This is a genomic window from Chryseobacterium jejuense (assembly GCF_900100075.1).
Lineage (GTDB): Bacteria > Bacteroidota > Bacteroidia > Flavobacteriales > Weeksellaceae > Chryseobacterium > Chryseobacterium jejuense.
Window position 1 is genome coordinate 356800 of the sequence record NZ_FNEG01000001.1, and the last position, 24838, is coordinate 381637.

At 35.6% G+C, this 24838-nt stretch carries 19 protein-coding genes; 12 read left to right on the forward strand and 7 right to left on the reverse strand.

What is annotated here, in order from left to right:
• The first annotated feature begins 148 nt into the window (after positions 1-148).
• Positions 149-2119, forward strand: coding sequence for a T9SS type A sorting domain-containing protein (locus tag BLS98_RS01595; RefSeq protein ID WP_089732935.1), 1971 nt, complete (start codon positions 149-151; stop codon positions 2117-2119).
• A gap of 326 nt (positions 2120-2445) precedes the next feature.
• Here the strand turns inward: BLS98_RS01595 and BLS98_RS23160 are convergent, their stop codons facing one another.
• Positions 2446-2604: a hypothetical protein gene (locus BLS98_RS23160; protein WP_167356154.1), complete on the reverse strand. Its 159-nt coding sequence runs from the start codon at positions 2602-2604 to the stop codon at positions 2446-2448.
• A 43-nt stretch (positions 2605-2647) separates the two neighbouring features.
• Positions 2648-3475, reverse strand: coding sequence for an ion transporter (locus BLS98_RS01600; RefSeq protein WP_089732937.1), 828 nt, complete (start codon positions 3473-3475; stop codon positions 2648-2650).
• Between the two features lie 61 nt (positions 3476-3536).
• Here BLS98_RS01600 and BLS98_RS01605 point away from each other — a divergent pair, with 61 nt between their 5' ends.
• Positions 3537-4634: a Nif3-like dinuclear metal center hexameric protein gene (locus tag BLS98_RS01605; RefSeq protein WP_089732940.1), complete on the forward strand. Its 1098-nt coding sequence runs from the start codon at positions 3537-3539 to the stop codon at positions 4632-4634.
• Positions 4635-4636: 2 nt separating this feature from the next.
• On the forward strand, positions 4637-5413 hold the full coding sequence (locus BLS98_RS01610; protein WP_089732941.1) for a zinc ribbon domain-containing protein: 777 nt from the start codon (positions 4637-4639) through the stop codon (positions 5411-5413).
• A 348-nt stretch (positions 5414-5761) separates the two neighbouring features.
• Here the strand turns inward: BLS98_RS01610 and BLS98_RS01615 are convergent, their stop codons facing one another.
• On the reverse strand, positions 5762-7540 hold the full coding sequence (locus BLS98_RS01615) for an AMP-dependent synthetase/ligase (protein WP_089732943.1): 1779 nt from the start codon (positions 7538-7540) through the stop codon (positions 5762-5764).
• A gap of 368 nt (positions 7541-7908) precedes the next feature.
• Here BLS98_RS01615 and BLS98_RS01620 point away from each other — a divergent pair, with 368 nt between their 5' ends.
• Together BLS98_RS01620 and BLS98_RS01625 are read left to right on the forward strand one after the other, a co-directional pair.
• Positions 7909-9048, forward strand: coding sequence for an acyl-CoA dehydrogenase (locus tag BLS98_RS01620; RefSeq protein WP_089732945.1), 1140 nt, complete (start codon positions 7909-7911; stop codon positions 9046-9048).
• Between the two features lie 23 nt (positions 9049-9071).
• Positions 9072-9437, forward strand: coding sequence for a hypothetical protein (locus tag BLS98_RS01625; protein ID WP_089732947.1), 366 nt, complete (start codon positions 9072-9074; stop codon positions 9435-9437).
• Between the two features lie 565 nt (positions 9438-10002).
• On the opposite strand, the gene BLS98_RS01630 is transcribed toward BLS98_RS01625, so the two are convergent.
• The 4 genes from BLS98_RS01630 to BLS98_RS01645 form a co-directional block, all read right to left on the reverse strand.
• Complete coding sequence (locus BLS98_RS01630; protein ID WP_089732949.1) at positions 10003-10950, reverse strand: DUF4349 domain-containing protein; 948 nt, start codon at positions 10948-10950, stop codon at positions 10003-10005.
• Positions 10951-11269: 319 nt separating this feature from the next.
• Entirely contained in the window at positions 11270-12865 is a 1596-nt protein-coding gene (locus BLS98_RS01635; RefSeq protein WP_089732951.1) for a peptide chain release factor 3, read from the reverse strand.
• 188 nt (positions 12866-13053) lie between these two features.
• A complete protein-coding gene (locus BLS98_RS01640) occupies positions 13054-13764 on the reverse strand; it encodes a hypothetical protein (RefSeq protein ID WP_139166058.1) in 711 nt (236 codons plus the stop codon).
• Between the two features lie 9 nt (positions 13765-13773).
• Positions 13774-14487, reverse strand: coding sequence for a hypothetical protein (locus tag BLS98_RS01645; RefSeq protein WP_089732955.1), 714 nt, complete (start codon positions 14485-14487; stop codon positions 13774-13776).
• A 95-nt stretch (positions 14488-14582) separates the two neighbouring features.
• Here BLS98_RS01645 and BLS98_RS01650 point away from each other — a divergent pair, with 95 nt between their 5' ends.
• The 7 genes from BLS98_RS01650 to BLS98_RS01680 all read left to right on the forward strand — a co-directional run bounded on the left by BLS98_RS01650 (position 14583) and on the right by BLS98_RS01680 (position 24752).
• Positions 14583-15413, forward strand: coding sequence for a CPBP family intramembrane glutamic endopeptidase (locus tag BLS98_RS01650; RefSeq protein ID WP_089732957.1), 831 nt, complete (start codon positions 14583-14585; stop codon positions 15411-15413).
• Positions 15414-15442: 29 nt separating this feature from the next.
• Positions 15443-16027, forward strand: coding sequence for an RdgB/HAM1 family non-canonical purine NTP pyrophosphatase (gene rdgB, locus BLS98_RS01655; RefSeq protein WP_394331772.1), 585 nt, complete (start codon positions 15443-15445; stop codon positions 16025-16027).
• A 136-nt stretch (positions 16028-16163) separates the two neighbouring features.
• On the forward strand, positions 16164-17078 hold the full coding sequence (locus BLS98_RS01660; RefSeq protein ID WP_089732959.1) for a ribonuclease Z: 915 nt from the start codon (positions 16164-16166) through the stop codon (positions 17076-17078).
• 6 nt (positions 17079-17084) lie between these two features.
• Complete coding sequence (locus tag BLS98_RS01665; RefSeq protein ID WP_394331773.1) at positions 17085-17855, forward strand: TIGR02757 family protein; 771 nt, start codon at positions 17085-17087, stop codon at positions 17853-17855.
• Positions 17856-17867: 12 nt separating this feature from the next.
• Positions 17868-18422 (forward strand): DUF1003 domain-containing protein, encoded by a 555-nt coding sequence (locus tag BLS98_RS01670; RefSeq protein ID WP_089732961.1) that lies wholly within the window; start codon positions 17868-17870, stop codon positions 18420-18422.
• A 203-nt stretch (positions 18423-18625) separates the two neighbouring features.
• A complete protein-coding gene (locus BLS98_RS01675; RefSeq protein WP_089732963.1) occupies positions 18626-20995 on the forward strand; it encodes a choice-of-anchor L domain-containing protein in 2370 nt (789 codons plus the stop codon).
• A gap of 169 nt (positions 20996-21164) precedes the next feature.
• On the forward strand, positions 21165-24752 hold the full coding sequence (locus BLS98_RS01680) for a choice-of-anchor L domain-containing protein (protein WP_089732965.1): 3588 nt from the start codon (positions 21165-21167) through the stop codon (positions 24750-24752).
• Positions 24753-24838: the final 86 nt, after the last annotated feature.

Below are 24838 nucleotides of genomic sequence, written 5' to 3' on the forward strand. Positions count from 1 at the left end.
TAACTGATTTAATTAATGAATAAAACCAATTAATATAATAATTTAAAGCAGTGTCTCAATAGTTGATTCTTTTTTTTAATATTTTTTTAATGTTGTATTAAAATTATTGTTAATTTGGCAAATGTATTAACGCCTTAAAAAAAATTATATGAAGAAAATCTTACTCTTGTGCTTACTGATGGTAAGTATGTTTTTAAGTGCTCAAATTACCCTTGGTGAAGGAAGTACTTTGGTTGGAAAAGTTCCGGTTGACAATTATTGGGAATATTCCTATTCCCAACAAATATTTACAAAACAGGAGATCAATGCTAATGCTGCAGGAAACATTACAGGTCTTAAATTTTATCTGGATCCTGCAGGAGATATAACAAACTCATCAGACTGGGTTGTTTATCTGGGGCATACCTCTAAAACTGAATTTGCATCTGATACTGATTGGGTTCCTGCCTCGGATCTTACAGAAGTATATGCCGGTACAGTTAGTAATGTAAATGGAATGGTGGAACTTACTTTTACAACCCCTTTTCCTTATAATAATACACAGAATCTAGTGATTGCAGTTGATGAAAATAATCCTGAGTATGATGATTATTATGGCGGAGTGTTTTATGTACATCACCTTAATAATGTATCTGCAAGCTCTATTGGTAGTATAAGCAGCTCTTCAGATATTGATCCTTCAGACCCTGGGTATGGTAGTATATTTGATTATAGATCTGTTGTTAGTTTTATGGGTTTAACGGTTAATACATTACCTGCCTGTACTTCTTTACTGTCACCAGCAAATAATGCTGTTATGGTACCCGTATCTTCTGCTATGAGCTGGTATCCGTCGCCTGGTGCTACAAGTTATAAAATATCTATAGGAACTACGCCTGGTGGCTCTAATATCGTAAATCAGCAAACGGTAGCTACAACGAGTTTTACTCCTTCATCCCCTCTTTCTTTAGATACTACTTATTATGTGAAAATTATATCAGTAGGAGCGGGAGGAGAGTCTTTAGGCTGTTCTGAAACGAAATTCACAACAACACTCTCTGCTCCTTTGAATGATGAATGTACCACAGCCATTGCATTAACGGTAAATTCTGATATGAATTGTGGCACTAAAACATTCGGACATACTTTTGGAGCTACTGATTCCGGTGTATCTGTTGATCCTTGTTATGGGGAAGCAGATGATGATGTATGGTATAAATTTACTGCAACTTCAGCGTCTCATGTAGTTTCATTGAGTAATATGGTTTCTATTGGATCAGAGGAGAGCTATTCACTGATGTTTCAGGTTTTAAATGGTGATTGCAGCAACCTGGCAAATGTTGAGTGTTCAGATTATGATGAGGTTAAAATCATTTCTGGTCTTACGGTAGGGGAAACTTATTATATAAGAGTGTTTGCCGATGGAGGAGCGGGTGAGGCTCAAAGCTTTGATATTTGTATAGGAACAGTTCCGCCACCACCAGTAAACGATGATTGCTCAGGAGCGTTAGTTGCTTCTACATTTCCTTATGCATATACACAATCTGATGCAGGAGGAGCTACTAATAATAGCGGATTTATTTCAATCTGCTCCAATAGTATGAATGATGGAACATGGTTTAAATTCACAGGAGACGGTACTGTTCATAATATTAAAGTATCAATGCCTGCAGGAAGCAATTTTAATCCTCAGATTGGAGTGTTTAGTGGTACTTGTGATAATTTAGTATGTGAAAGTACTATTGATAATAATGGTCAGGGTGGTACAGAAGAAATCTCAGTACCAACTGTTGTAGGAACTACATATTATGTAAATGTCGGGCATTATAGCGGTTTCACAGATGATTTCGAGGGAGCATTTACGATTACCATTAATAAAGCAACTCTTGGAACTTCAGAAGTATCTAAAGCTAAAAACGAAATTAGGATATATCCAAACCCATTTGCTGATGTACTGAACATTGCAAAAGCAGATCAGGTGAAATCAGTCTCTGTTATGGATGTTTCAGGCAGATTGGTAAAAACTATTGAAAGCCCTTCATCTGTTCTTCATTTAGGTGATTTGAAGCAGGGTCTATATGTATTGGTTTTAAATATGAAAGACGGAACAAAACAAACAGTGAAAGCTATTAAGAAATAATTAATTAATCTATTTATACAGGAAGGCGGATCATTAGATCCGCCTTTTTTTATCCTTAATATTTGATTTATATGATTAGATATGGTTGTTTTAATTATAAAAAGCTATGTTTTAGCCTAGAGAATGACTTTATATTTTATTTGAACTTTAAGGTAAATGAGTAAAACAATAAATAAATGAATTGGGAGATTAAATTAATTGATTTTCAGTGTTTTAATTAAATTATCGTTAACTTGTTAATTTAAAAATAAAAAGATGAGCGAATATTTCGCTCATCTTTTTATTTTTAAATGATCTGTCACTCATCACTCATTATCTATTGCTTATTATTTGTCCGGCACTGGCTGTATATCTCCCGTATTCATTAGGTCGAAAACAGTTGGGAAGAACATTACAAGAATAAAGTAAATAATAATCATCAGCACGATTAATGCAAAAAGAATAATTACTAAACTATTCGGCTTGTTTTTCTTTGTTGGTTCCATGACATTGTGGTATTTGGTGAATAGATTAAACTAATACCAAATATTAAGCTAATTTCTTGCCACATTGTTTGCAGTACCTTGCATCATCATCAATATCCTCATTGCCGCAACGGTCACATATCTTTTCCAGATTTTGTCTTTTATTTCGCATCTCTGCCGTTACAATCCCTGTAGGAACAGCTATAATAGAATAACCGGCAAGCATCAGGATAACAGCGAAAAACTTCCCCATAGGAGTAATAGGAGAGACATCTCCATATCCTACGGTAGTTACTGTTACTACAGCCCAATAAATAGCCTGTGGAATCGTTTCAAATCCCTGTCGGCCACCTTCCACCATAAACATAAGGGAGCCTACAATCACTGAAAAGATAATCAGGAAAAGAAGAAATATATAAATTTTTCTTGAACTGTTTTTTAAAGCTCTTACAATAAGATAACCGTCATTCATGAAATCCAGTAAATTGAAAATCCTGAAAACTCTCAGCATTCTCAACATTCTGAAGATCAGAAAATATTTGGTGATAGGAAAGAAAAAGCTAAGAAAGAAAGGGGCTAGAGCAAGAAAATCTATAATCCCCATAAAACTGAAGAGATAATGCTTTTTGTTTTTTACCACAGCAATTCGCATGGAATATTCTATCGTAAAAAAAATAGAGATAATCCATTCAAGAATAAGGAAGGTGTAATGAAATTTTTTGTCAAGCTGAGGTACACTTTCCATCATAATAATGGCTGTACTCGCAAGAATTAAGGAGAGTAAAATGATGTCGAACAATTTTCCGAGCCTCGTATCGGAGCGATAAATTATTCGGTAAAGGTACCTTTTCCAAAGCTTGTCTTCAGGAACAAGATTGTGCTCTCTCTCCATTTTGAATGTTTTTTAAAATTAACAAATTATCGTTATTTTCGTAGCAAACATACAGAATAAAATGACAATAAGAAAAGTAATTTCAGAAATAGATAAACGCATTCCTTTACAACAGGCAGAAGGCTTTGATAACGTAGGTCTCCTATGCGGAGTTCCCGATCGTAATGTATCCGGAATTTTAGTTTGCCATGATGCATTAGAAAATGTTGTGGATGAGGCTATTGAGAAAAACTGTAACCTGATCGTATGTTTTCATCCTATTATTTTCTCAGGACTAAAGTCTTTAACAGGGAAAAATTATGTAGAAAGAGCCGTTTTAAAAGCGATTGAAAATAAAATTGCTATTTATGCCATTCATACAGCTTTTGATAATGATTTCTTTGGGGTAAATCATGGAATTTGCAGCCAGTTGGGATTAAAGAATATGAAAATTCTTCAGCCCAAAGAAAATAATTTAAAACAGCTAACGGTTTTTGTTCCTAAAGAGTATTCTGAAAAAGTAAAAGAAGCCCTATTTTCAGCAGGAGCCGGAAGCATAGGGTTTTATGATGAATGTAGCTTTACCATTAATGGAAACGGAACATTCAGACCTATTGAAGGTTCTAAGCCGTTTTCCGGGCAGCAAAACATTCGGGAGAATGCTGATGAAGATATGATTTCCGTTATTTTTGAAGAATTTAAGCAGGGACAAATCGTGGGAGCTATGAAAGCGGCACATCCATATGAAGAAGTTGCCCACCAGATATACAGTTTAGATAATAAAAACCATCATGTGGGTTTAGGAATGTATGGTGAGTTGGAAGAAGAAATGGATGAAAAGGATTTCTTAGGATTTGTAAAAGAAAAATTTGGTCTTGAAGTCATTAAACATTCTGCTTTTAATAACAAAAAGATTAAAAGAGTAGGAGTGCTTGGAGGTTCCGGAGCCAGTGGAATACGCGCTGCAGTTTCCAGAAAATGTGATGCTTACCTTACCGGAGATCTTAAATATCACGACTATTTTTTAGCAGAGTCTAAAATGTTGATCTGTGATATAGGACATTATGAATCAGAACAATTTGTCACTCAACAATTATTTGAAATTTTATCACAAAAATTTAGTACATTTGCAATTTCAAAATCTATTGAAAAAACAAACCCAGTAAATTATTTCATTTAAATATGGCAAAAACCAACGATATTTCAGTTGAAGAAAAATTAAGAGCTTTATACGATTTACAGATCATTGATTCAAGATTGGATGAAATCCGAAATACTAGAGGAGAATTGCCAATTGAAGTTGAAGATCTTGAAATCGAGATTGAAGGTCTTGAAAAGAGAGCTGAAAAATTTCATGCAGACATTAAAGATCAGGACGATCAGATCAAAACAAAGCATGAAGTGATTAACCATGCAAAAACTTTAATTGAGAAATACAAATCTCAGCAGGATAATGTAAGAAACAATAAAGAGTTTGAAGCATTAGGAAAAGAAATGGAATTCCAGGATCTGGAAATTCAACTTGCTGAAAAAAGAATTAAAGAATTCGGAGCTAAAATTGCTCACAAAAACGAAACTTTAAGCGAGTTGAATGGTAAGATCAACGATTTGAAAAACCACTTGAAATTCAAGAAAGAAGAATTAGAAGGTCTTATTTCTGAAACTCAAAAAGAAGAAGAATATCTTATTGAGCAATCTAAAGAATATGCAGGTAAAATCGATGAGAGATTATTAGCTTCTTACAACAGAATCAGAACAAACTCTATCAACGGTCTTGCGGTAGTAGGATTAGAGAGAGGAGCTCCAAAAGGATCTTTCTTCACTATTCCACCACAAAAACAAATGGAAATTGCTCAGAGAAAGAAAATCATCATTGATGAGCACTCTGGAAAAATCCTTGTTGACGATGAGTTGGTAATAGAAGAAAACGAAAGAATGAAATCTGTAATTAAATTCTAATTATTGATTTTCAACAATACAAAAGCTGTTTCATTTTGAGACAGCTTTTTTTGTTTAAACATGAATTACACCAATACCTTCACAAATAACACTAATCATTTATCAGTCTTTTTGTCATTCCGTAGGAATCTCACCATAGCACATTAAAAAATATAATGCTAGACTCTATGGAATGACAAAGGTTGTATTAAAAAAAAATCTGCGCCATCTACATGATCTGTGAGAGAATAAAAATTCAATAGAAACGGGCTTTAGCCCGTTTAAAAAAATAACAAAATCCATTGGCTTTAGCCAAAACCTAATTAAACACCATAAAAAAACCGCTTCAAACGAAGCGGTTGTATTTTTTTAAACTTGGTGATCATACATCTTATTGTACAGAGCCATAAACTTCTCTTTTACTGCCTTTCTCTTCAGTTTCAGGGTAGGAGTAAGAAGTCCGGATTCAATGCTCCAAACCTCAGGAGTTAGCTCAATTTTCTTAATTTTCTCCCAGTTTCCAAGGTGTTCATTAATTCCATCAATTTCTTTTTCTATTCTCTGTTTCAGTTCTGTACTTTTTGCAATCTCTTCAGGAGTAGAACCAATACTGAGATTGTTTCTCATCGCCCAGTTTTTTGCAAATTCAAAATCAGGTTGTACCAAAGCACATGGCATTTTTTCGCCATCACCTACCACCATAATCTGTTCAATGAATTTTGAGGCTTTAGCCAGGTTTTCAATAGTTTGAGGGGCAATATATTTTCCGCCGGATGTTTTGAACATTTCTTTCTTACGATCAGTAATCTGTAAGAATCCATCATTATCAATGTGGCCAATATCTCCTGTTTTAAAGAATCCATCTTCGGTAAATGCTTCTTTAGTCATTTCTTCATTCTGGAAGTAACCTTTAAAGACAGAAGGTCCTTTTACTGTAATTTCACCGTCTTCCTGAATCTTTACCTGTAGGTTATCCAAAGGAACTCCCACAGTTCCTACTCTCATTTTTTCAAAACTATTTACAGAAATTACAGGTGATGTTTCTGTTAATCCATATCCTTCTAAAATAGGAATTCCTGCATTCTGGAACATTAAATTCAGTCTTGTAGATAAGGCTGCGGATCCGGAAACTAATGTAACGATTTCACCTCCTAAACCTTCTCTCCATTTCGAGAATACCAGTTTATCAGCAATAAGTTCCTGGATGCCTGATGGCCTGGAAACAGATTTCTTTTTGGTAATTAAATTTAAAGCCCAGAAGAAGATTTTCGATTTTAAACCTCCGGCAGAAGAACCGGTATTGTAGATTTTATCATATACTTTTTCTACCAGTCTTGGGACTACGGTCATATAATGAGGCTTTACTTCTTTTACGTTTTCACCCATTTTTTCGATACTTTCAGCGAAGTAAAGAGAAAAACCGTTGTATTGGTAAAGATAAAAAAGCATTCTTTCAAAAATATGGCAGATAGGAAGAAAGCTTAATGCTCTTGTTTCCTTATAATCCAGACTTTTTTTCTTAGGAATTCTTGGAATAGATCCTAATACATTGGAAACAATATTATTATGAGTAAGCATTACTCCTTTAGGTCTTCCTGTAGTTCCAGACGTATAAATAATAGTCGCTAAATCTTCCGTATTAATGGCGTTGGAAAGATCTTCCACCTCAATTTGAGTAGATTCATCCTCACCAAGATCCAGAATTTCACTCCAGTTGGCAGCGCCGCTTATTTTATCAAAAGTAAAGATTCCCTGTAAGGTTGGGATGTTGTGCTTTACCTTCATTACCTTATTAAGAAGTTCTTTGTCAGAAACAAAGCAATATTGTATTTCAGCATTGTTGAAGATAAATTCATAATCCTCTGGTGAAATACTTGGATAAACCGGTACCGAAACAACACCAATCTGGGAGAGCCCAAAATCCATGATTGCCCATTCTGTACGGGAATTGGTAGTTATCAAAGCGATCTTATCACCCGGTTTTATACCTAGCTTCAGTAATCCTCTGGATATCTTATTTCCCTCATTAATAAACTCCTGTGTAGAAGTTTTTTTCCATTCACCATTATACTTTGTTACAAACATATCCGTTTTAGGATATTTTGCTGAAGCGTAGTGCGGAATATCGAATAATCTCTTGATCGTCATGATTTTTTAAATAATTTATAAAGAAATCTAAATATAAGCATTTTTTTTAATTGTGTACATCTGAATCTGATAATTGGAAATAAGTTGAATGTTTACCATAACAAATTCTGTGCAAAAGTGCTTTGGAAGCCATAAAAGCGGATTGTCAAAATCTTACGATAGCAGAAAGATCTTTTCATCATTAATAGGTGTTATGAGTAACCTGACATCTATTTTATAACTCATCAATATCACAAAATCCCGAATCCAGAACCTTGCATCCATAATCTCTTCCATCTCCCTTTCCATCAGTCTTTTCCCTACTTTTAATTTATTTTTTCAGATTTGCTTAAAAAGTGTAAATTTACGGCTATCTAATTATTTTTTTTATGGACTTTAATTTATCGGAAGAACAGCTGATGATTCAGCAGGCGGCAAGAGACTTTGCACAAAACGAACTATTACCTGGAGTTATTGAAAGAGACCGCGACCAGAAATTCCCTGTTGAGCAGGTGAAGAAAATGGGAGAAATGGGCCTTTTAGGAATGATGGTGGATCCTAAATACGGTGGTGCAGGTATGGACAGCGTTTCTTACGTGCTGGCAATGGAAGAAATTGCAAAAGTAGATGCTTCTGCAGCTGTTGTGATGTCTGTAAACAATTCATTGGTTTGTGCTGGTCTAGAAAAATTTGCTTCTGAAGAACAAAAAGTAAAATATCTTACACCTCTTGCAAGCGGACAGGTTATCGGAGCATTTGCTTTATCTGAGCCGGAAGCTGGTTCTGATGCAACATCTCAGAAAACAACTGCTGAAGACAAAGGGGATTACTATCTTTTAAACGGGATTAAAAACTGGATTACCAACGGTGGAACTGCAACGTACTACATTGTAATTGCACAAACAGATCCTGAGAAAAAGCATAAAGGAATCAATGCCTTTATCGTAGAAAGAGGATGGGAAGGTTTTGAAGTAGGAGTAAAAGAAGATAAACTGGGAATCAGAGGAAGTGATACACACTCTTTGATCTTCAACAACGTAAAAGTTCCGAAAGAAAACAGAATTGGTGCAGACGGATTTGGTTTCAATTTTGCAATGGCTGTATTGAACGGAGGTAGAATTGGTATTGCTTCTCAGGCATTAGGTATCGCTTCAGGAGCTTATGAATTGGCCCTTAAGTATGCTAAAACAAGAAAAGCTTTCAAAACTGAGATCATCAACCACCAGGCTATCGCATTCAAATTAGCTGATATGGCTACTCAGATCACGGCAGCAAGAATGCTATGTTTCAAAGCAGCTTGTGAGAAAGATGCAGGAAAGGATATCTCTGAAAGTGGAGCTATGGCAAAATTATACTCTTCTCAGGTAGCAATGGATACTACTATTGAAGCAGTACAAATTCATGGTGGATACGGATATGTGAAAGAATACCACGTAGAAAGATTAATGAGAGATGCAAAAATCACTCAGATCTACGAAGGAACTTCTGAAATTCAGAAAATCGTGATCTCAAGAAGTATCGCAAAATAAAAAATTAACAAAACACACTCTCTATGAAAAAATCTTTGTGGATCACCCTCGGTGTCGTACTGCTATTGCTAGGAGTATTTGTATGGTATAAGTTCTTCTTCGTTTTTGGAGAAGGCGTAAAATCCGGATATCTGAATTATGCCATGAAAAAAGGCTATGTCTTCAAAACTTATGAAGGTAAACTGATTCAGGAAGGTTTCGGAAAAGGTAAAGCAGGAGGCATTACAAGCTATGAGTTTGAGTTCTCCGTAGACGACCCTGAAGTTTTCAAACAACTGGAAACCAACAGTGGTAAAACCTTTGATCTCCATTACAAAGAATACAATGGTGCTCTTCCATGGAGAGGAAACACAAAGTTTGTCGTAGACAAAGTAGTGAACATGAAATAATGTAAAAGGCTTCCGTTTTGGAGGCCTTTTTCTTTTCAGGAGCTTTTTCCCGCTATCCACTCATACTCCTCGCGCCACGCTGCCTCTCTGAGGGCCAACCCATGCTGTGGGGTAACCGTTACTATCGGGGCTATTTTATGAGTAATGAATGATGAATGATGAATGATATTGCTGCTAAGGCTCAATACTTGTGTAACTGTATCAATAGATGATTTTTTGCATCATAACTTTTGTATCTCCACTCATTTTGTCATCCTGTAAGGATCTCTTCATGCTTTTTTTTAAAATTAAAGAAACAGTTAAAACCGTATTGTTGTTGAATATTAATTATCCATTTGCATATCAATATCAATATCAATATCAATAGGGGTGGGCTTTAGCCCACCTAATAAATAAACAAAATTCCATTGGCTTTAGCCAAAACCTAATTATTAAGCCCAAACCATTACCATCCTGTCATTGCGAGCGAAGCGAAGCAATCTCACTCAAGAAAATCTGTGGTTTAAAATAAACATCTTCCGATCCCATAAACAAAAAATCCATCACAAGGATGGATTTCGAAATTCTAGTGAGAATCTTTATTAGGAATGTTTTTTTGCTTCTTTTTATAAAAATAATATCCAATACCACCCATCAGAAATACTGGCCACAACGGAAGAAGAAAAAGAAAGATTGAAGTAATCACATCCCAGCCGGATTCAATGGCTGCTAATGATTTTCCGCCAAATGTTTTAGGCTCCTTTTCTGCTTCAGTTTTATCAGTGATATTAACATCAATACTACAAATGGTATTGTCTGCATAATTACGTCCTGTAACCTGAATATCCCTGGTTTCAATATCTCCAATATTGCTGTTTAAAGCTTCCATTAATCCATCAAAATGCTGAATAGGAACTTTGATATTCAGACTGTAGATCTTTTGATTTTCATCACGTTGATTGGCAGATTCAATATAAGACTGATTTTCACTTTTAATATATCCATTGTTTTTGATAGCTTCCTCTCTAATGATTTCTTTTACGGTTTCCACATTATCTGCTTTTACTACAAGATATCCTGATTTCACCATTTTGTCTTTAGGTACATTCAGTTCATAACTGTCGTTATTGGGTTTTTCTTTGTAAATGATTTTGGTTTCTTTAATCACTTTTGGAGCTGGTGCATTTGTTGCTACTTTTTCGGATTTCTTAACTATAGAATCTTTTTTCTCAACTTTTGATTCCAGCTTTGTAGAAGCAATCTTATCAGATAATGAATCTACCATTTTGGAAGTATTTTCTATCTTTTCCTGAATATCGTTTTTAGCACCTTCAATATCTTTTATTCTTATGCTTGCTGAATCAAGAGCCTGATTAGCCGTTTTGCTGACATTATCAACAGCTTCTGAAGCAACAGTGGCAGCACTGTCTATACTATTTACAGTTTCCTCAATTTTAGATTTGGAAACCTCACCTTTTTGGCTGCACGCAATAAAAGCGCTTGATATAGTAATGAGTAATATGAACTTTTTCATAACATTATTTTTTTGATGAAGTAAAATTAGTCATGAAGCTTCTGAAGTACTTGTAAATGAAATGTATTCTCATCGTAAAATTATAAGTGTAATGTTTTCAGTGTTTTGGATTTGTTTTACAAGAGATTTACAAAATGCTTTTCTCTAATAAAGTCACCTGATATCCTTATAATTTCTATTGATGATGCTATGAAACTACAATTGACAACCAAATATTTTCTTTAATCGAAGAGAGAGGTTAATCAAAGACTTGATGAAGGAATAAAAAAATCCGCAGAAATTTTTCTGCGGATATATATGTAAGAAATTTAGCTTTTAATTAATTCTCTCTAAACTCACTGATAAAGTGAAGCTTCACATTCGGGAATTTCTCCTGCGTCATGTGAATGGTGAAAGAAGAATCAGCTAAAAATACCAATTGATTGTATTTATCTCTGGCAAGGAATCTTTGCTTTAATCTTGCAAATTCTCTAAACTCTTCAGATTTCTCATCAGCTTCTACCCAACAAGCTTTATGCATTGAAAGAGGCTCATAAGTACATTTTGCACCATATTCATGCTCCAGACGGTATTGGATAACCTCGTACTGAAGGGCTCCTACAGTTCCGATGATCTTTCTTCCGTTCATTTCTAACGTAAATAACTGGGCAACTCCTTCATCCATCAACTGATCGATACCTTTTGCCAATTGCTTAGCTTTAAGTGGATCATTGTTATTGATATAACGGAAATGCTCCGGAGAGAAGCTAGGAATACCTTTAAAGCTTAGCTTTTCACCACCAGTCAAAGTATCACCAATTCTGAAACTTCCCGTATCATGAAGACCAACAATATCACCAGGGAAACTTTCTTCCACTACCTCTTTTTTATCAGCAAAGAAAGCATTTGGAGATGAGAATTTCATCTTTTTACCCTCTCTTACCAATAGATAGTTTTCGTTTCTTTTGAATGTTCCTGAAACAATTTTTACGAAAGCCAATCTGTCTCTGTGCTTAGGATCCATGTTGGCGTGGATCTTAAATACAAATCCCGTGAAAGTGCTTTCTTCCGGCTTTACTAAACGGGTATCACTTTCTTTAGGCTGTGGCATCGGAGCAATGTCGATGAAAGCATTCAATAATTCACGAACTCCAAAATTATTCAAGGCAGACCCGAAGAATACAGGTTGCAGATCACCTTTCATATAATCTTCACGATTAAACTCAGGGTAAACAGACTGAATCAGGTCAAGCTCTTCTCTTAAAGTAGCAGCAGCTTTCTCACCGATTACGTCATCTATTGAAGTATCATTAATATCATCAAACTTAATAGAATCGCCAACTTTCTGTTTTTTCTCTTCTAAGAATAACTGAATATTGTCTTCCCAGATATTATAAATTCCTTGGAAGTCGCTTCCCATACCAATTGGTAAAGAAAGTGGACAAACTGTTAATCCAAGTTTTTGCTCTACTTCATCCAAAAGATCAAAGGCATCCTTACCCTCACGGTCAAGTTTGTTGATGAATACCAACATCGGAATGTTTCTCATTCTACAAACCTTAACCAGTTTTTCAGTTTGTTCCTCAACCCCTTTTGCAACGTCAATTACGACAATTACTGAATCTACAGCTGTTAATGTTCTGTAGGTATCTTCTGCAAAGTCTTTGTGACCGGGAGTATCTAGAATGTTGATTTTATGGTCTCTATATTCAAAAGCCAATACGGAAGTTGCTACAGAGATTCCTCTCTGTCTTTCAATTTCCATAAAGTCGGAGGTAGCTCCTTTTTTTATTTTGTTGGATTTTACCGCACCTGCTTCCTGAATTGCACCCCCGAAAAGAAGAAGCTTTTCAGTAAGTGTTGTTTTTCCGGCATCCGGGTGGGAAATGATCCCGAAGGTCTTTCTTTTTTGTATTTCTTTGATTAAGTCTGACATATCGTATTTTGAAGTTGCAAAAATCGTGATTTTTTACGAGGTTTTCAAATAAAATATTAATTAGCTTGAAGAGGTTGCGGAAAGATCAAACCATGTCAAGGTTTTAAACCTTGATATGGTTGATTGGATTACGATGAGTCACGCATCAGAATAATGAATAATAGTTGGACTTTCTCTGACACAGCTTATCAAACCATAGTTTTTATCAGTAACATAAAAATATAAACCAATCCAACAGCAATCAGTATAAAAATGGCCGCCATAACATATTCAAATATTCCAAATTCAATTTTTTGCGGTTCTGAAGTAAGATTATATTGTTCAATTGTCTGTGTGCTTATTCTCAGATCCGGACGAAAGTGTTGAATACCCATTAAAAATTGACGATACAAATCATATCGATTGCTCAGAATTACCAGTTCAAAATTAAAATCTACAGTTGTTGGTGTAATTTCTCCTGCTTTGTTTTTCAGGTAAATTTGCAATGTTGTTTTACCGTATTTTACTGTTTGGGTATTGTAGACATGTACATCATCAGAGGAGTTTCGAGCAGACTGAAGATCACTATATAATATCATTTCAATGATGGTACTCCTATTGTTATAGAATGTTATTCCCTTTTCATCTACAATGGCTTTTCGTGCCTTCTGTTTTCTTTTATAGGTCAAGACTATTATCAAAGTGATACAGCAAAATATAAGAAGAAGCTGGGCAACAAGAAGAGTGAAAAAGATGCCAAGATCATGTTCTGAATATGGTCTGAAATTATTGAAAATATGGTCGAAAACAAATCCAATTACTACAATAATCAGTATAACAGTTATCCAGAGAATTCCCATAAGAAAAAGAGTAACTGGCTTATTGATTTTCGATTCCAGTGTTTGAAATTTTTCAGTCATATTCATCATTTATCTGGATAATAAAAATACAAATCCACAAATAAGCCCAGTAATAACTAAGACTGCCAGAATTAAAAGCCAGCTGCCTGATGAAATTCCTTTACTTTTTTTAATCTCCCATGTATTTGGGTTAATAGAAAAGGTTCTGAGAACCATTGGGTCTATTTTTAAATCAGGACGAAAAACTGAGATTCCATGAATGAAGTGAGCATACAATGGTACTTTATTCTTTACCACATGAAGGGGAAGGTTCATATCAATACGCCTGATTTCATCATATTTTTTCTCTTGTTGTAGGGAAACTTCTAGCAAAGGAACCATGCTTGAACCTACCGGAGCAACCGTATAAATGTCAAAGTCTTGTTTTGAAGAACTCAGTTCTTTATATAAAATCTGTTCTGCAACTTGATTTTTTGAATTGAAAAATAAAAGTCCGGAACCATCAATTACTATTTTATTGGCTACCTTTTTTCTTTTTATAAAAAAATATCGGATAACGGGGATTAAAATGAGTAATGAAATAGTCCAACAGACTAAGGCTGCTGAGAGCATAGCTTCCCATCCTCTTTTATAAATCCCGTAAACAGGGCCAAGAACAAAAAGACAGAAGAAGAATAAGAAAAGTCCAAAGAATGTTATCTGCAGAAGGGAAGTAACCCACCAGTTAATTTTAGATTCAAGACTTGGGAAAGGGATTTCTGTATTTGTTTTTGTGATATTCATGGCAATGGAGGCTAATTTAAGTATTTTCCTTTTTAGTTGCCTGTAGCATTCAAAAAAATTATCTTTGTTTCAATAAACTTTTACAGAGAAAAAGAATGGAAAATAGCAGGTATCCGAAGTTTACTTTCACATGGCTGGGCGCTGTTACTTTAGTGGTTGGATTGTTTGTGGGAACGATGGCTGTATCTTTATTCAGTACCTTTTGGAAAGTAGCTTTCAAAGAAAATCTTGAATTGAAAGATTGGTTTCTCATGGTAGCCAATTCTGTAGGATTTGTTTCTGCAATTGCTTTCTTCGACTTTTTCATCGTGAGAAGGACTACTCAAAAGAAGCTTAATTTTAATCTTTCATCAGTTAACTTTTCTACGTATCTCCTTATTTTTCCAATGATGGCTGGGATGATGCTTGTTTCAGAGTTTACGACAACGCTGATTCCAACATCAGGTCCATTTTTCGGAGACTTTTATGAATATTTCATTCAGCTTATGAGCTCACTAACGGATAATCCGGTGGTAATGATTATCATGACAGTGATTATGGCTCCCATTTTTGAAGAAATTATCTTCAGAGGAATTATTCAGAAAGGGCTTATAAATAAAGGGGTAGCACCATGGAAAGCTATTGTGTATGCGTCCATTATTTTTGGAGTTGTTCACGGAAATCCATGGCAGTTTATCAGCGCAGTAATGCTGGGATGTGTTTTGGGATTGGTGTATCATAAAACAAAATCTTTACTGATGCCGATATTATTACATGCATTTAATAATCTGACCTTGTCGTTATTGGTGCTGTACGGTAAAGATGAAAGTTTTGCGAAAGTTTTTAATGTTTCAGAATGGTTGATTTTAGCTGTAGGAATTGTACTTTTTTCTTTATTCTACTACCTTTTTATGAAGAAATATAAAGTGCATTATTCTGAAATGTAATCAGCAATAGTTAAAAAGTAAAATTGAAAATGAATATAGAAATGGAATTATTGGTAGCTACACACAACGAGCATAAGAAAGAAGAGATTCAGCAGATTTTAGGGAATGATTGTATTGTTAAAAGCCTTACAGATTATAATATTCACGAAGAGATTGTAGAAGATGGAGACTCTTTTCATGCCAATGCCCTTATTAAAGCTAAATATTGTTTTGAAAAGACAGGCGTTCCAAGTTTGGGTGATGATAGCGGACTTGTTGTAGAATCTCTAGACGGAAGACCTGGGATATTTTCTGCCCGCTACGCCGGAGATCACGATTTTGCTAAAAATATCGAAAAGGTGTTGGAAGAAATGCAGGGAATAGAAAACAGAAAAGCGTACTTCGTTACAGTTTTATGCTATTATGATGAAAACGGAGCCCAATACTTTGAAGGAAGAGTTCACGGAAATCTACTGACAGAAAATAAAGGATTAAAAGGATTCGGGTATGATCCGATCTTCGTTCCTGAAGGATATGACAGAACCTTTGCAGAAATGGAACCGGAAGATAAAAACAAAATCAGCCACCGTAAGCAGGCGTTAGATCTGTTTATGGACTTTTTAAAAGTAAAGTAATCAATACTACAGGTATATAAAAGTCATTTTTCCTTTATGGAAAAGTGACTTTTTTTATGCATTTCCTGTTGAAATGTAAAGGTAAAATATATGTTTTAAAATTTCTGTCGTACATTTGTTACAAGAAACTATTGATTTGAGTACTTATTTAACAATATTAGGTTTTAATTCAGCGATTCCGACCATCAATACGTCACCAACAGCCCAGCTGCTGGAAATGGAAGAAAGGCTCTTCCTGATCGACTGTGGAGAAGGAACACAGGTACAGCTGAGAAAAGCAAAAGCCAGATTTTCAAAAATTAACCATATTTTTATTTCTCACCTTCACGGAGACCACTGTTTCGGCCTTCCGGGACTTATTGCCTCTTTTAGACTTTTAGGACGAGATAATCCCTTACATGTTTATGGTCCGAAAGGAATCAAAAAGATGATGGAAACTATTTTCCAGATTACGGAAACGCATCGTGGTTTTGAGGTGGTTTATCATGAACTGGATAAAGATTATTCAGAAAAGATTTATGAAGACAACAGAGTAGAAGTGTATACGATTCCTCTGGATCACAGAATCTACTGTAACGGTTATCTTTTTAAAGAAAAACCAAAAGACAGGCATTTGAATATGAAAGAGATTGCAAAGTATAGTGAAATCGAAAGCTGTGATTATCACAATATAAAAGCAGGAAAAGACTTCGTATTAAGTGACGGATATGTTCTTAAAAATGAGGTATTGACCCTTGAACCGGCTCCATCTGTATCTTATGCATTCTGTAGTGATACCCGTTATCTTGAAAGTGTTATTCCCATTATAAAAAATGTGACGGTTCTGTATCATGAATCTACTTTCCTCCATGATTTGAAGGAAATGGCAGATTATACCGGACATACCACTGCATTAGAAGCGGCAACAATTGCTCAAAAGGCTCAGGTAGGAAAACTTATTTTGGGGCATTTTTCCAACAGATATGCAGATTTGACGGTGTTTACTGATGAGGCAAGAAACATTTTTCCTAATTCATTCCTGCCAAAAGCTCTGGAAAGTGTAAAAATTTAAAATAATATGTTGAAGTTTGAAGAGCTTAGAAGCTTTCTGGATGAAAAGGCAGACCAATACAACGCTCCTGATTTTATAGAAAATGACCCAATACAAATTCCGCATCGTTTCTCATTAAAGCAGGATATTGAAATTGCAGGTTTTTTAGCAGCAACTATTTCCTGGGGTAATAGAAAATCTATCATCAATTCTGCCAATAAAATATTGGATATTATGGGGAATTCTCCTTATGATTTTGTAATGAATTATTCTGAGAAAGATTTAAAAGATATTCAGGATAAAAGTATCCACAGAACCTTTAATGGAGAAGATTTTTCCTATTTTATCAAGCAGTTTAACAGGATTTATACAGAACATGAAAGCCTGGAAGATTTATTTAAAGTAAAAGAATCTGAAACGAACTTTCAACATGCCATAGAAAGATTCAGAAGTGGTTTTCTGGAGACCGAAAAACATAGAAGTCATAAACATATCAGCTCACCTTACAAAAACTCTTCAGCCAAAAGAATCATTATGTTTCTAAGATGGATGGTACGTAAGGATAAACGTGGAGTAGATTTTGGAATCTGGAAAGATATTGATCAGAAATACCTGTCTATTCCATTAGATGTGCATACCGGAAATATCTCAAGAAAACTGGGATTACTGGAAAGAACGCAGAATGACTGGAAAACAGTGGAAGAATTGGATGTAGCCATCAGAAAATTTGATGATAAAGATCCTGCAAAATATGATTTTGCCCTGTTTGGATTAGGAGTAACCAAAGAACTGTTGTAAAAAATTAAAAGGATGAAAAAATATAACGAGAAAACAGAAGTTCTGGAAAAAATAGCAGATAGTATTACCTCATGGATAGGATCTATTCAGTCTTTGATAGTCCATACTCTCTTGTTTGTTACTTCTTTTTTGCTTCCGATGATGCATATTGTTGATTTTGATAAAATGCTTCTGATCCTTACTACGGTACTTTCTCTGGAAGCTATTTATCTGGCGATTTTTATTCAGATGTCTGTCAATAAAAGCCACGAAAAAATTGAAGATATCCAGGAAGACATCGAAGACATTCAGGAAGATATTGAGGAAATCAGCGAGGATATTGAAGAAATTAGTGAGGATATTGAAGAGATTAATGAAGATATCGAGGATATCCAGGAAGACATTGAGGAAATTAGTGAAGATATAGAAGAGATTAATGAAGAAGAAGATGAAGAAGACCACAATGAAAAAGCCAAAAATGTAATTCTGAAAAGCAATGTAAATTCAAATAAAAATGAAATCAAAGCTTTGAAAGATATTATCTCCCAACTAAAGAATGAAATTGATGAATTAAAAAAAGAGGAATAAGAATCTTTGAAAAAATTCTAGTATATATAAGAACAGATCAATACAATTGATCTGTTTTTTTATGATTGAATGTATTTTATTTACAATTAGTTTAAAAATAAAATATATTTATTGTGAATTTTTACTGAAAAGTGGGTAATATGTGTCTGAAATGCTGATTTGATATTGTTATTTTTGCTACATTTGGACAAAATCAAATTAAAATGTTGCATTATAGATTTAAACACTACTTTTTTCTTTTAACATTTTTACTGACTTCGGTGTCTGTCTCTTCACAGGAGAATCCTAGAAGAAGAGCTACGAAAGTAACTTCAACAGGGGCAAATTTAAAGGCTGGAAAATTTATAGATGTGAATGTTCCCCCTTATGCAGCTTCAGGTTATTTTCCAGAACAAATAGTAAAAGATATCTTGATTAATGGAGGAAGTACCTGTACAACAGCAAATATTACCAATGTTACTGTATCTCCTAACCATACTATATTCGATGACACTAGGTTCTGGGGGTATTTCAACAGAGGAACCACAAACTTCCCTTTTAAAGATGGAATTGTATTAACAACAGGCCATGCTAAGCAGGCAGGAAATGTACTTGTTGACCAGGCAAGTGAGGATGTTGAGCCTATTGGCTCAGATAGTGATCCGGATCTTGTGGCTGCTACTAATGCTACTGTAGATTTGAAAGATGCAGTGTCTCTTGAATTTGATTTCGTTCCTAATTCTACTCAGGTAAGATTTAATTATATATTTGCTTCTGAAGAGTATTCCGGAGGTTATCCTTGTACAGGATTCTCAGATGCATTTGCCCTTCTGCTGAAAAAAGTGGGGGATCCTACTTACACGAATTTAGCTGTATTGCCTGGAAGTGCAGGCCCAGTGAGTGCAACGAATATAGTTCCTGCTGGACCATTGTATCCTTGTGGCCCAATCAATGAAGCTTATTTTGGAGGAATTAATACACCGCGTGTAGAGATTAATTATTATGGAAGAACTATTCCTCTGACTGCGATTGCAACTGTAATTCCTGGACAAACCTACCATTTCAAAATGGTTATTGCAGATGCTAAAGACCGAAGTCTGGATTCTGCTGTTTTCCTGGAGGGAGGATCATTTGATATTGGAGTTAAAATTATAGATGAAACCGGAGCAAATCTGCCGCCTACCATCAACATGTGTGATAATAGCCCTAAAACATTAAAGGCTCAAGTAGAATTGGTTCCTGGTACTACTTTTCAATGGTATAAAGATGGGGTTTTAATTCCAGGGGCAACTAATGTTGCTTATGTTACCACTGAGCCGGGAGTGTATACCATAAAAGTAATGGTCCCTGGAAGCCAGTGTCCGGGAGAAGCTAAAATTACCGTAATAGGAGGAACAAGCCCTACGGTTCAGAGTGCTGTGCTTAAGCTTTGTACAACTCCTACTGTTACTACTTTTGATTTGGAGGCTGCAATTCCAATGATTACTACAACACCGGGAGCAGTAACTCGTTTTTATACTACTTTGGCAGATGCACAGGCTCAAAATAATAACTATATTAAAAATCTAACCACCTATGACGGAACAGATGGTCAGGTATTGCATGTTCTTGTAACTAATGGAGGATTTTGTAGTAGAATGGCAACGCTTACTCTAAATAAGGAAGCAACACCTACTGCTGGTCTTAATGTTGCAAAACTAAAGATATGTTTAGGGGAATCTGTACTGATGACAGCAACGGGTGGAGTAACCTATGAATGGAAAGATACAGCTTCTGTTACAGATGGAACAAGAACCGTGAGCCCAACTAAAACAACAACTTACTCTGTATATGCTATCGGAGCTCAAGGATGTAAGTCTGCAAAGCCAGCAGAAGTTACTGTAGAGGTAGTGCCAGCTATTGTTTCTACATTAAAAGGAGGTCATATTTGCGAGGGAGATAGACTTATTTTAGATGCAGGTCCTGGTACGGGATATACTTATGAGTGGAATACAGGTGAAAAAACACAGTCTATTTCCGTGAATAAACCAGGAGAATATACAGTAACCATCAATAATGGAGTTTGTTCTAAAGAATTTAAAACACAGGTTATAAAAGCTATTGTTCCTCAAATAATCAATGTAAATTATAATGACAGAGGAACAATGATTCTTACAGCGAGTAACCCTAGTAACGGGATATTGGAATATTCTGTTGATAACGGAGCTACATGGCAGGTTTCCAATATATTTACAAATGTGCCTAAAAATGAAATCATTGCCATTCGTGTTAGAGTAAAGAATACGAGTTGTGTAGGCTTTATTGAATACTTTACTTTTGTGATGCGAAATGTAATCACTCCGAATGGTGATAATATTAATGATATTATTGATTTCAGAGGAATAATCGGATATAAGGATTTCAGTGGTAAGATCTTTGACCGTTACGGAAAAGAAGTATTCAAGGCTGAGAAGGTAAGGCCATATTGGGATGGCTACTTCCAAGGTAAACGATTACTGTCTTCATCATATTGGTACCAGGTTACTTTCGAAGATCCTGCGAGCAAATTGCTAACCGTGAAAACAGGTTGGATCCTGCTTAAGAATATAGAATAATTTAAAATGATAATTGAAAGACTGACTATTTTGTCAGTCTTTTTTTATGATATTAAAATAAATAAAGTTGATATTCTACGATAAATAAATTTGAATTAGTAATAATGTAAATAATGTTAAATTGAATTTCAATCAAAAAAAATAGTATTTTTGTTTAAAATAATATAAAATGTTAAATAGGAGGAAAGGAAGTTTATTTTTAGTGTTATTTTTTGTTTTTATAGGAAACTTTATTTTTGCCCAGGACAGAGTGGTAAAGAAAAGTGTGCTCCCAAAAAATAATGGTGCCGCTGCTAAAGCTGGAACTTTTATAGATATAAACACTTCCAATTATCCTGAGTCTTCTTATAGTATTACTCAGCTTGTAAAGGATGTCCTTATCTCAGGCGGGGGATGTGCCAGTAATAATGTGAGCAATGTGGTAGTATACCCGAATTTGCCACCATCTAATCAAAATAGAAGCTGGGGGTACTTTAATAAAGCAACTACAAATTTTCCATTCAGTAAAGGGATTGTTCTTTCTACAGGATTTGCTAAAAATGCAGGGAATTTTCCTGTTGCAGACCTTAATGATGATTTGGGAACAGGAGGAGATGATGATCTGGCAGGTGCTTTAGGCATTCCACCTGACAAACTGAAGAATGCTACTTATATAGAATTTGATTTTGTTGCTATTTCCTCTGAAATTACTTTTAAATATTTATTTGCTTCGAAAGAGTATCAGGATAATTTCCCATGTAATATTACAGACGGTTTTGCTTTGTTTTTGAAAAAAGTTGGAGATCCTACCTATACCAATTTGGCTGTGCTTCCAGGTGGGGCAGGGCCGGTGAGTGTAACGAATATTCGTCCAGGGTATCCTAATTGCTTACCTAAGAATGAAGCTTACTATGGAGGCACAAATAGTATTCCTAAAATTGAAACTAATTTTGAGGGTCGCACCATTCCATTAACAGCAAAAGCAACGGTAGTTCCTGGGCAAACCTATCATTTTAAAATGGTTTTAGCTGATTTCCAGGATCCTAATTATGATTCAGCTGTGTTTTTAGATGCGGGATCATTTGATTTAGGGGTGAATATTCTTGGTCCTGGCGGAGTGAAGCTTCCAAACTCAGTGAATATGTGTGATAATACACCACAAACGTTCACTGCTTCTGTGCAGGTACCTAATGTAACCTATCAATGGTTTTTAAATAATAATTCTATTCCCGGAGCAACTGGTGCCAGCTATACGGCAACACAGCCTGGTGTGTACACTGTTAAAGTGTTTATACAGGGAAGCTCGTGCCCGGGAGAAGCAAGTATTACTGTGGTGGGAGGGACTTCTCCTACAGTACAGAATGCTACATTAACGGCTTGTTATGTTGCAGGCAATCCTACCTTTAATTTACCTGTAGCGCAGTCAGCAATAAGCACAACAACAGGTGCGGTCTTTACATATTATACAACACAGGCAGATGCAGATGCAGGAAATGCTAATACAATTCCTAATCCTACTGCTTATCAAAGTGCTGGGGGAAAGGTATATGTAAGAGTTATGAATGGTTTCTGTGCAAAAGTAGCCGAGTTAACTCTCGTGAAGGCTCCTCAAATGACAGCGTCTATTGTACCTCCTACGGTATTGACTTGTGCTAATTCTCAGATTACATTGGATGCTTCAGCTTCAGTTTACCCTGCTGGAGCTACATTTAACTGGGCTACTACAGGAGGGAATATTGTTTCAGGAGGAAATACGTTAAATCCTGTAATTAATGCACCGGGAACTTATACATTAACAATATCACAGGTATATCAGCCTGGGAATATTACTTGTACAACAGTGGCAACAGTAACGGTGACAGGAAATAGTGCTCCGCCTAATCCATCTCTTACAGCGCCTAAGTTGAAAATTTGTAAAGGAGAGTCTATAACACTTACAGCTTCTGGTGGAGCTACCTATAATTGGGGAGGTGGTCTTCCTGGAAATGGAAATACGCAAACCGTATCACCTACAGTGACTACAACATATACTGTAACTGCTATTGGAGCTAACGGATGTGCTTCCCAAAACCCGGCAACAATCACTATTGAAGTATCAGAGCCATTTACAGTGCAAAATGCTATTCTGCATAAGTGTTATCAACCGGGCCTAACTTATAATCTTAAAGAATCAGAAGGGCAGATTACTACGGCTACAGCAGTTACATTTAATTATTATGTAGATCAAAACGATGCTAATGCCGGTAATGGTAATGTTATTGCAGCTCCTACAACATATTCGCCTACTTCTGCAAACCAGACAATCTATGTAAGGGTTAGTAATGGAGGATGTACTTATGTAGTTTCCTTGCAATTATTGAGAACCGCAGAAATAACTTTAACAATAGCTGCGCCTCAGACTATTACTTGTACAACGCCTCAAATTACACTTAACGCATCTGCTTCTGTAGTACCAGCAGGGTCTACTATTATATGGACTACAGTTGGAGGAAGTATTGTGTCGGGGGGGAATACTCTCACACCCGTAGTGAATGCAGGAGGCACGTATACATTAACTGTTTCCAATGTATTTCAGCCTGGAAATCTAAGTTGTTCATATCCTTCAACGGTAACAGTAAATCAGGATAAAGTAAAACCGGTAGCGGCGCTTGTATCATCTCAGCCTCGTATATGTGAAGGTGAATCTGTAACTTTAACTGCTTCTGGTGGAGCTACCTATATTTGGGGCAATGGACTTACAGGGACAGGAAGTACACAAACTGTATCTCCAACAGTGACCACAGTGTATACGGTAACAGCTGTAGGAGCTAATGGATGTACTTCTGCTACTCCGGCTACTGTTACAGTTCTGGTAGGACCTCCGATAGCCGGGGTTTCAGCGGATAAAATGAAAATATGTGCCGGTGAATCTGTTACTCTTACCGCTACAGGTGGTGTTACCTATAATTGGGTAGGGCTTACCGGAAACGGAGATACACAGGTAGTAACACCTACAATTACTACAGAATATTCTGTATTTGCATTAGGAGGAAACGGATGTAGCTCTATTGCTCCTGCTAAGATCAAAATTGAAGTAGTTCCTGCTATTGTTTCTACACTTGAAAATGTATATGTATGTGCTGGAGATAATGGAATTCTTGATGCTGGAGCAGGACCTAACTATACTTACTTGTGGAGTACGGGAGCTACCACACAGACAATTACTACAAAAATTGCCGGAACTTATTCTGTAACTATAAGCAATGGAGTGTGTTCTAAAGTCTTTACAGCACAGCTTATCAATCCTGATCTTCCTGAAATTATCAATGTTGTACATAATAAGAATATATTGACCCTTACAGCAAGTAATCCAACGGGAGGAACTTTGGAGTATTCTATAAATAATGGTGTGACCTGGCAAGATTCAAATGTGTTTAATGGTGTCTTGGATAACACAATGTATCATTTGATGGTTAGAGTGAAAAATGCAAAATGTGGAAGTTCAATAGATTATTTCACCTTTGTACTCAGCAATGCCATTACTCCTAATATGGATGGAAAAAATGATACTATAGACTTTAGTGGAATCAGCGGATATAAAGATTTTGCAGCTTCTATTTTTGATAGATATGGAGCAGAAGTCTTCAAGGCAACAAAAGGAGATGTTATTTGGCGAGGATCTTTAAAAGGGATTAATTTGCCTACAGGGACTTACTGGTATAGAGTTCAGTGGGAAAATCCGGCAAATAAGAAACTGGAGCAGCGTTCAGGTTGGATTTTGCTAAAAAATAGAAACTAAAATTAATTAAATAATATAAAATAGATAACAAAACCCTTCATTATTGGAGGGTTTTGTTATTTATTATTTTTGTGTGCTGACTGTGT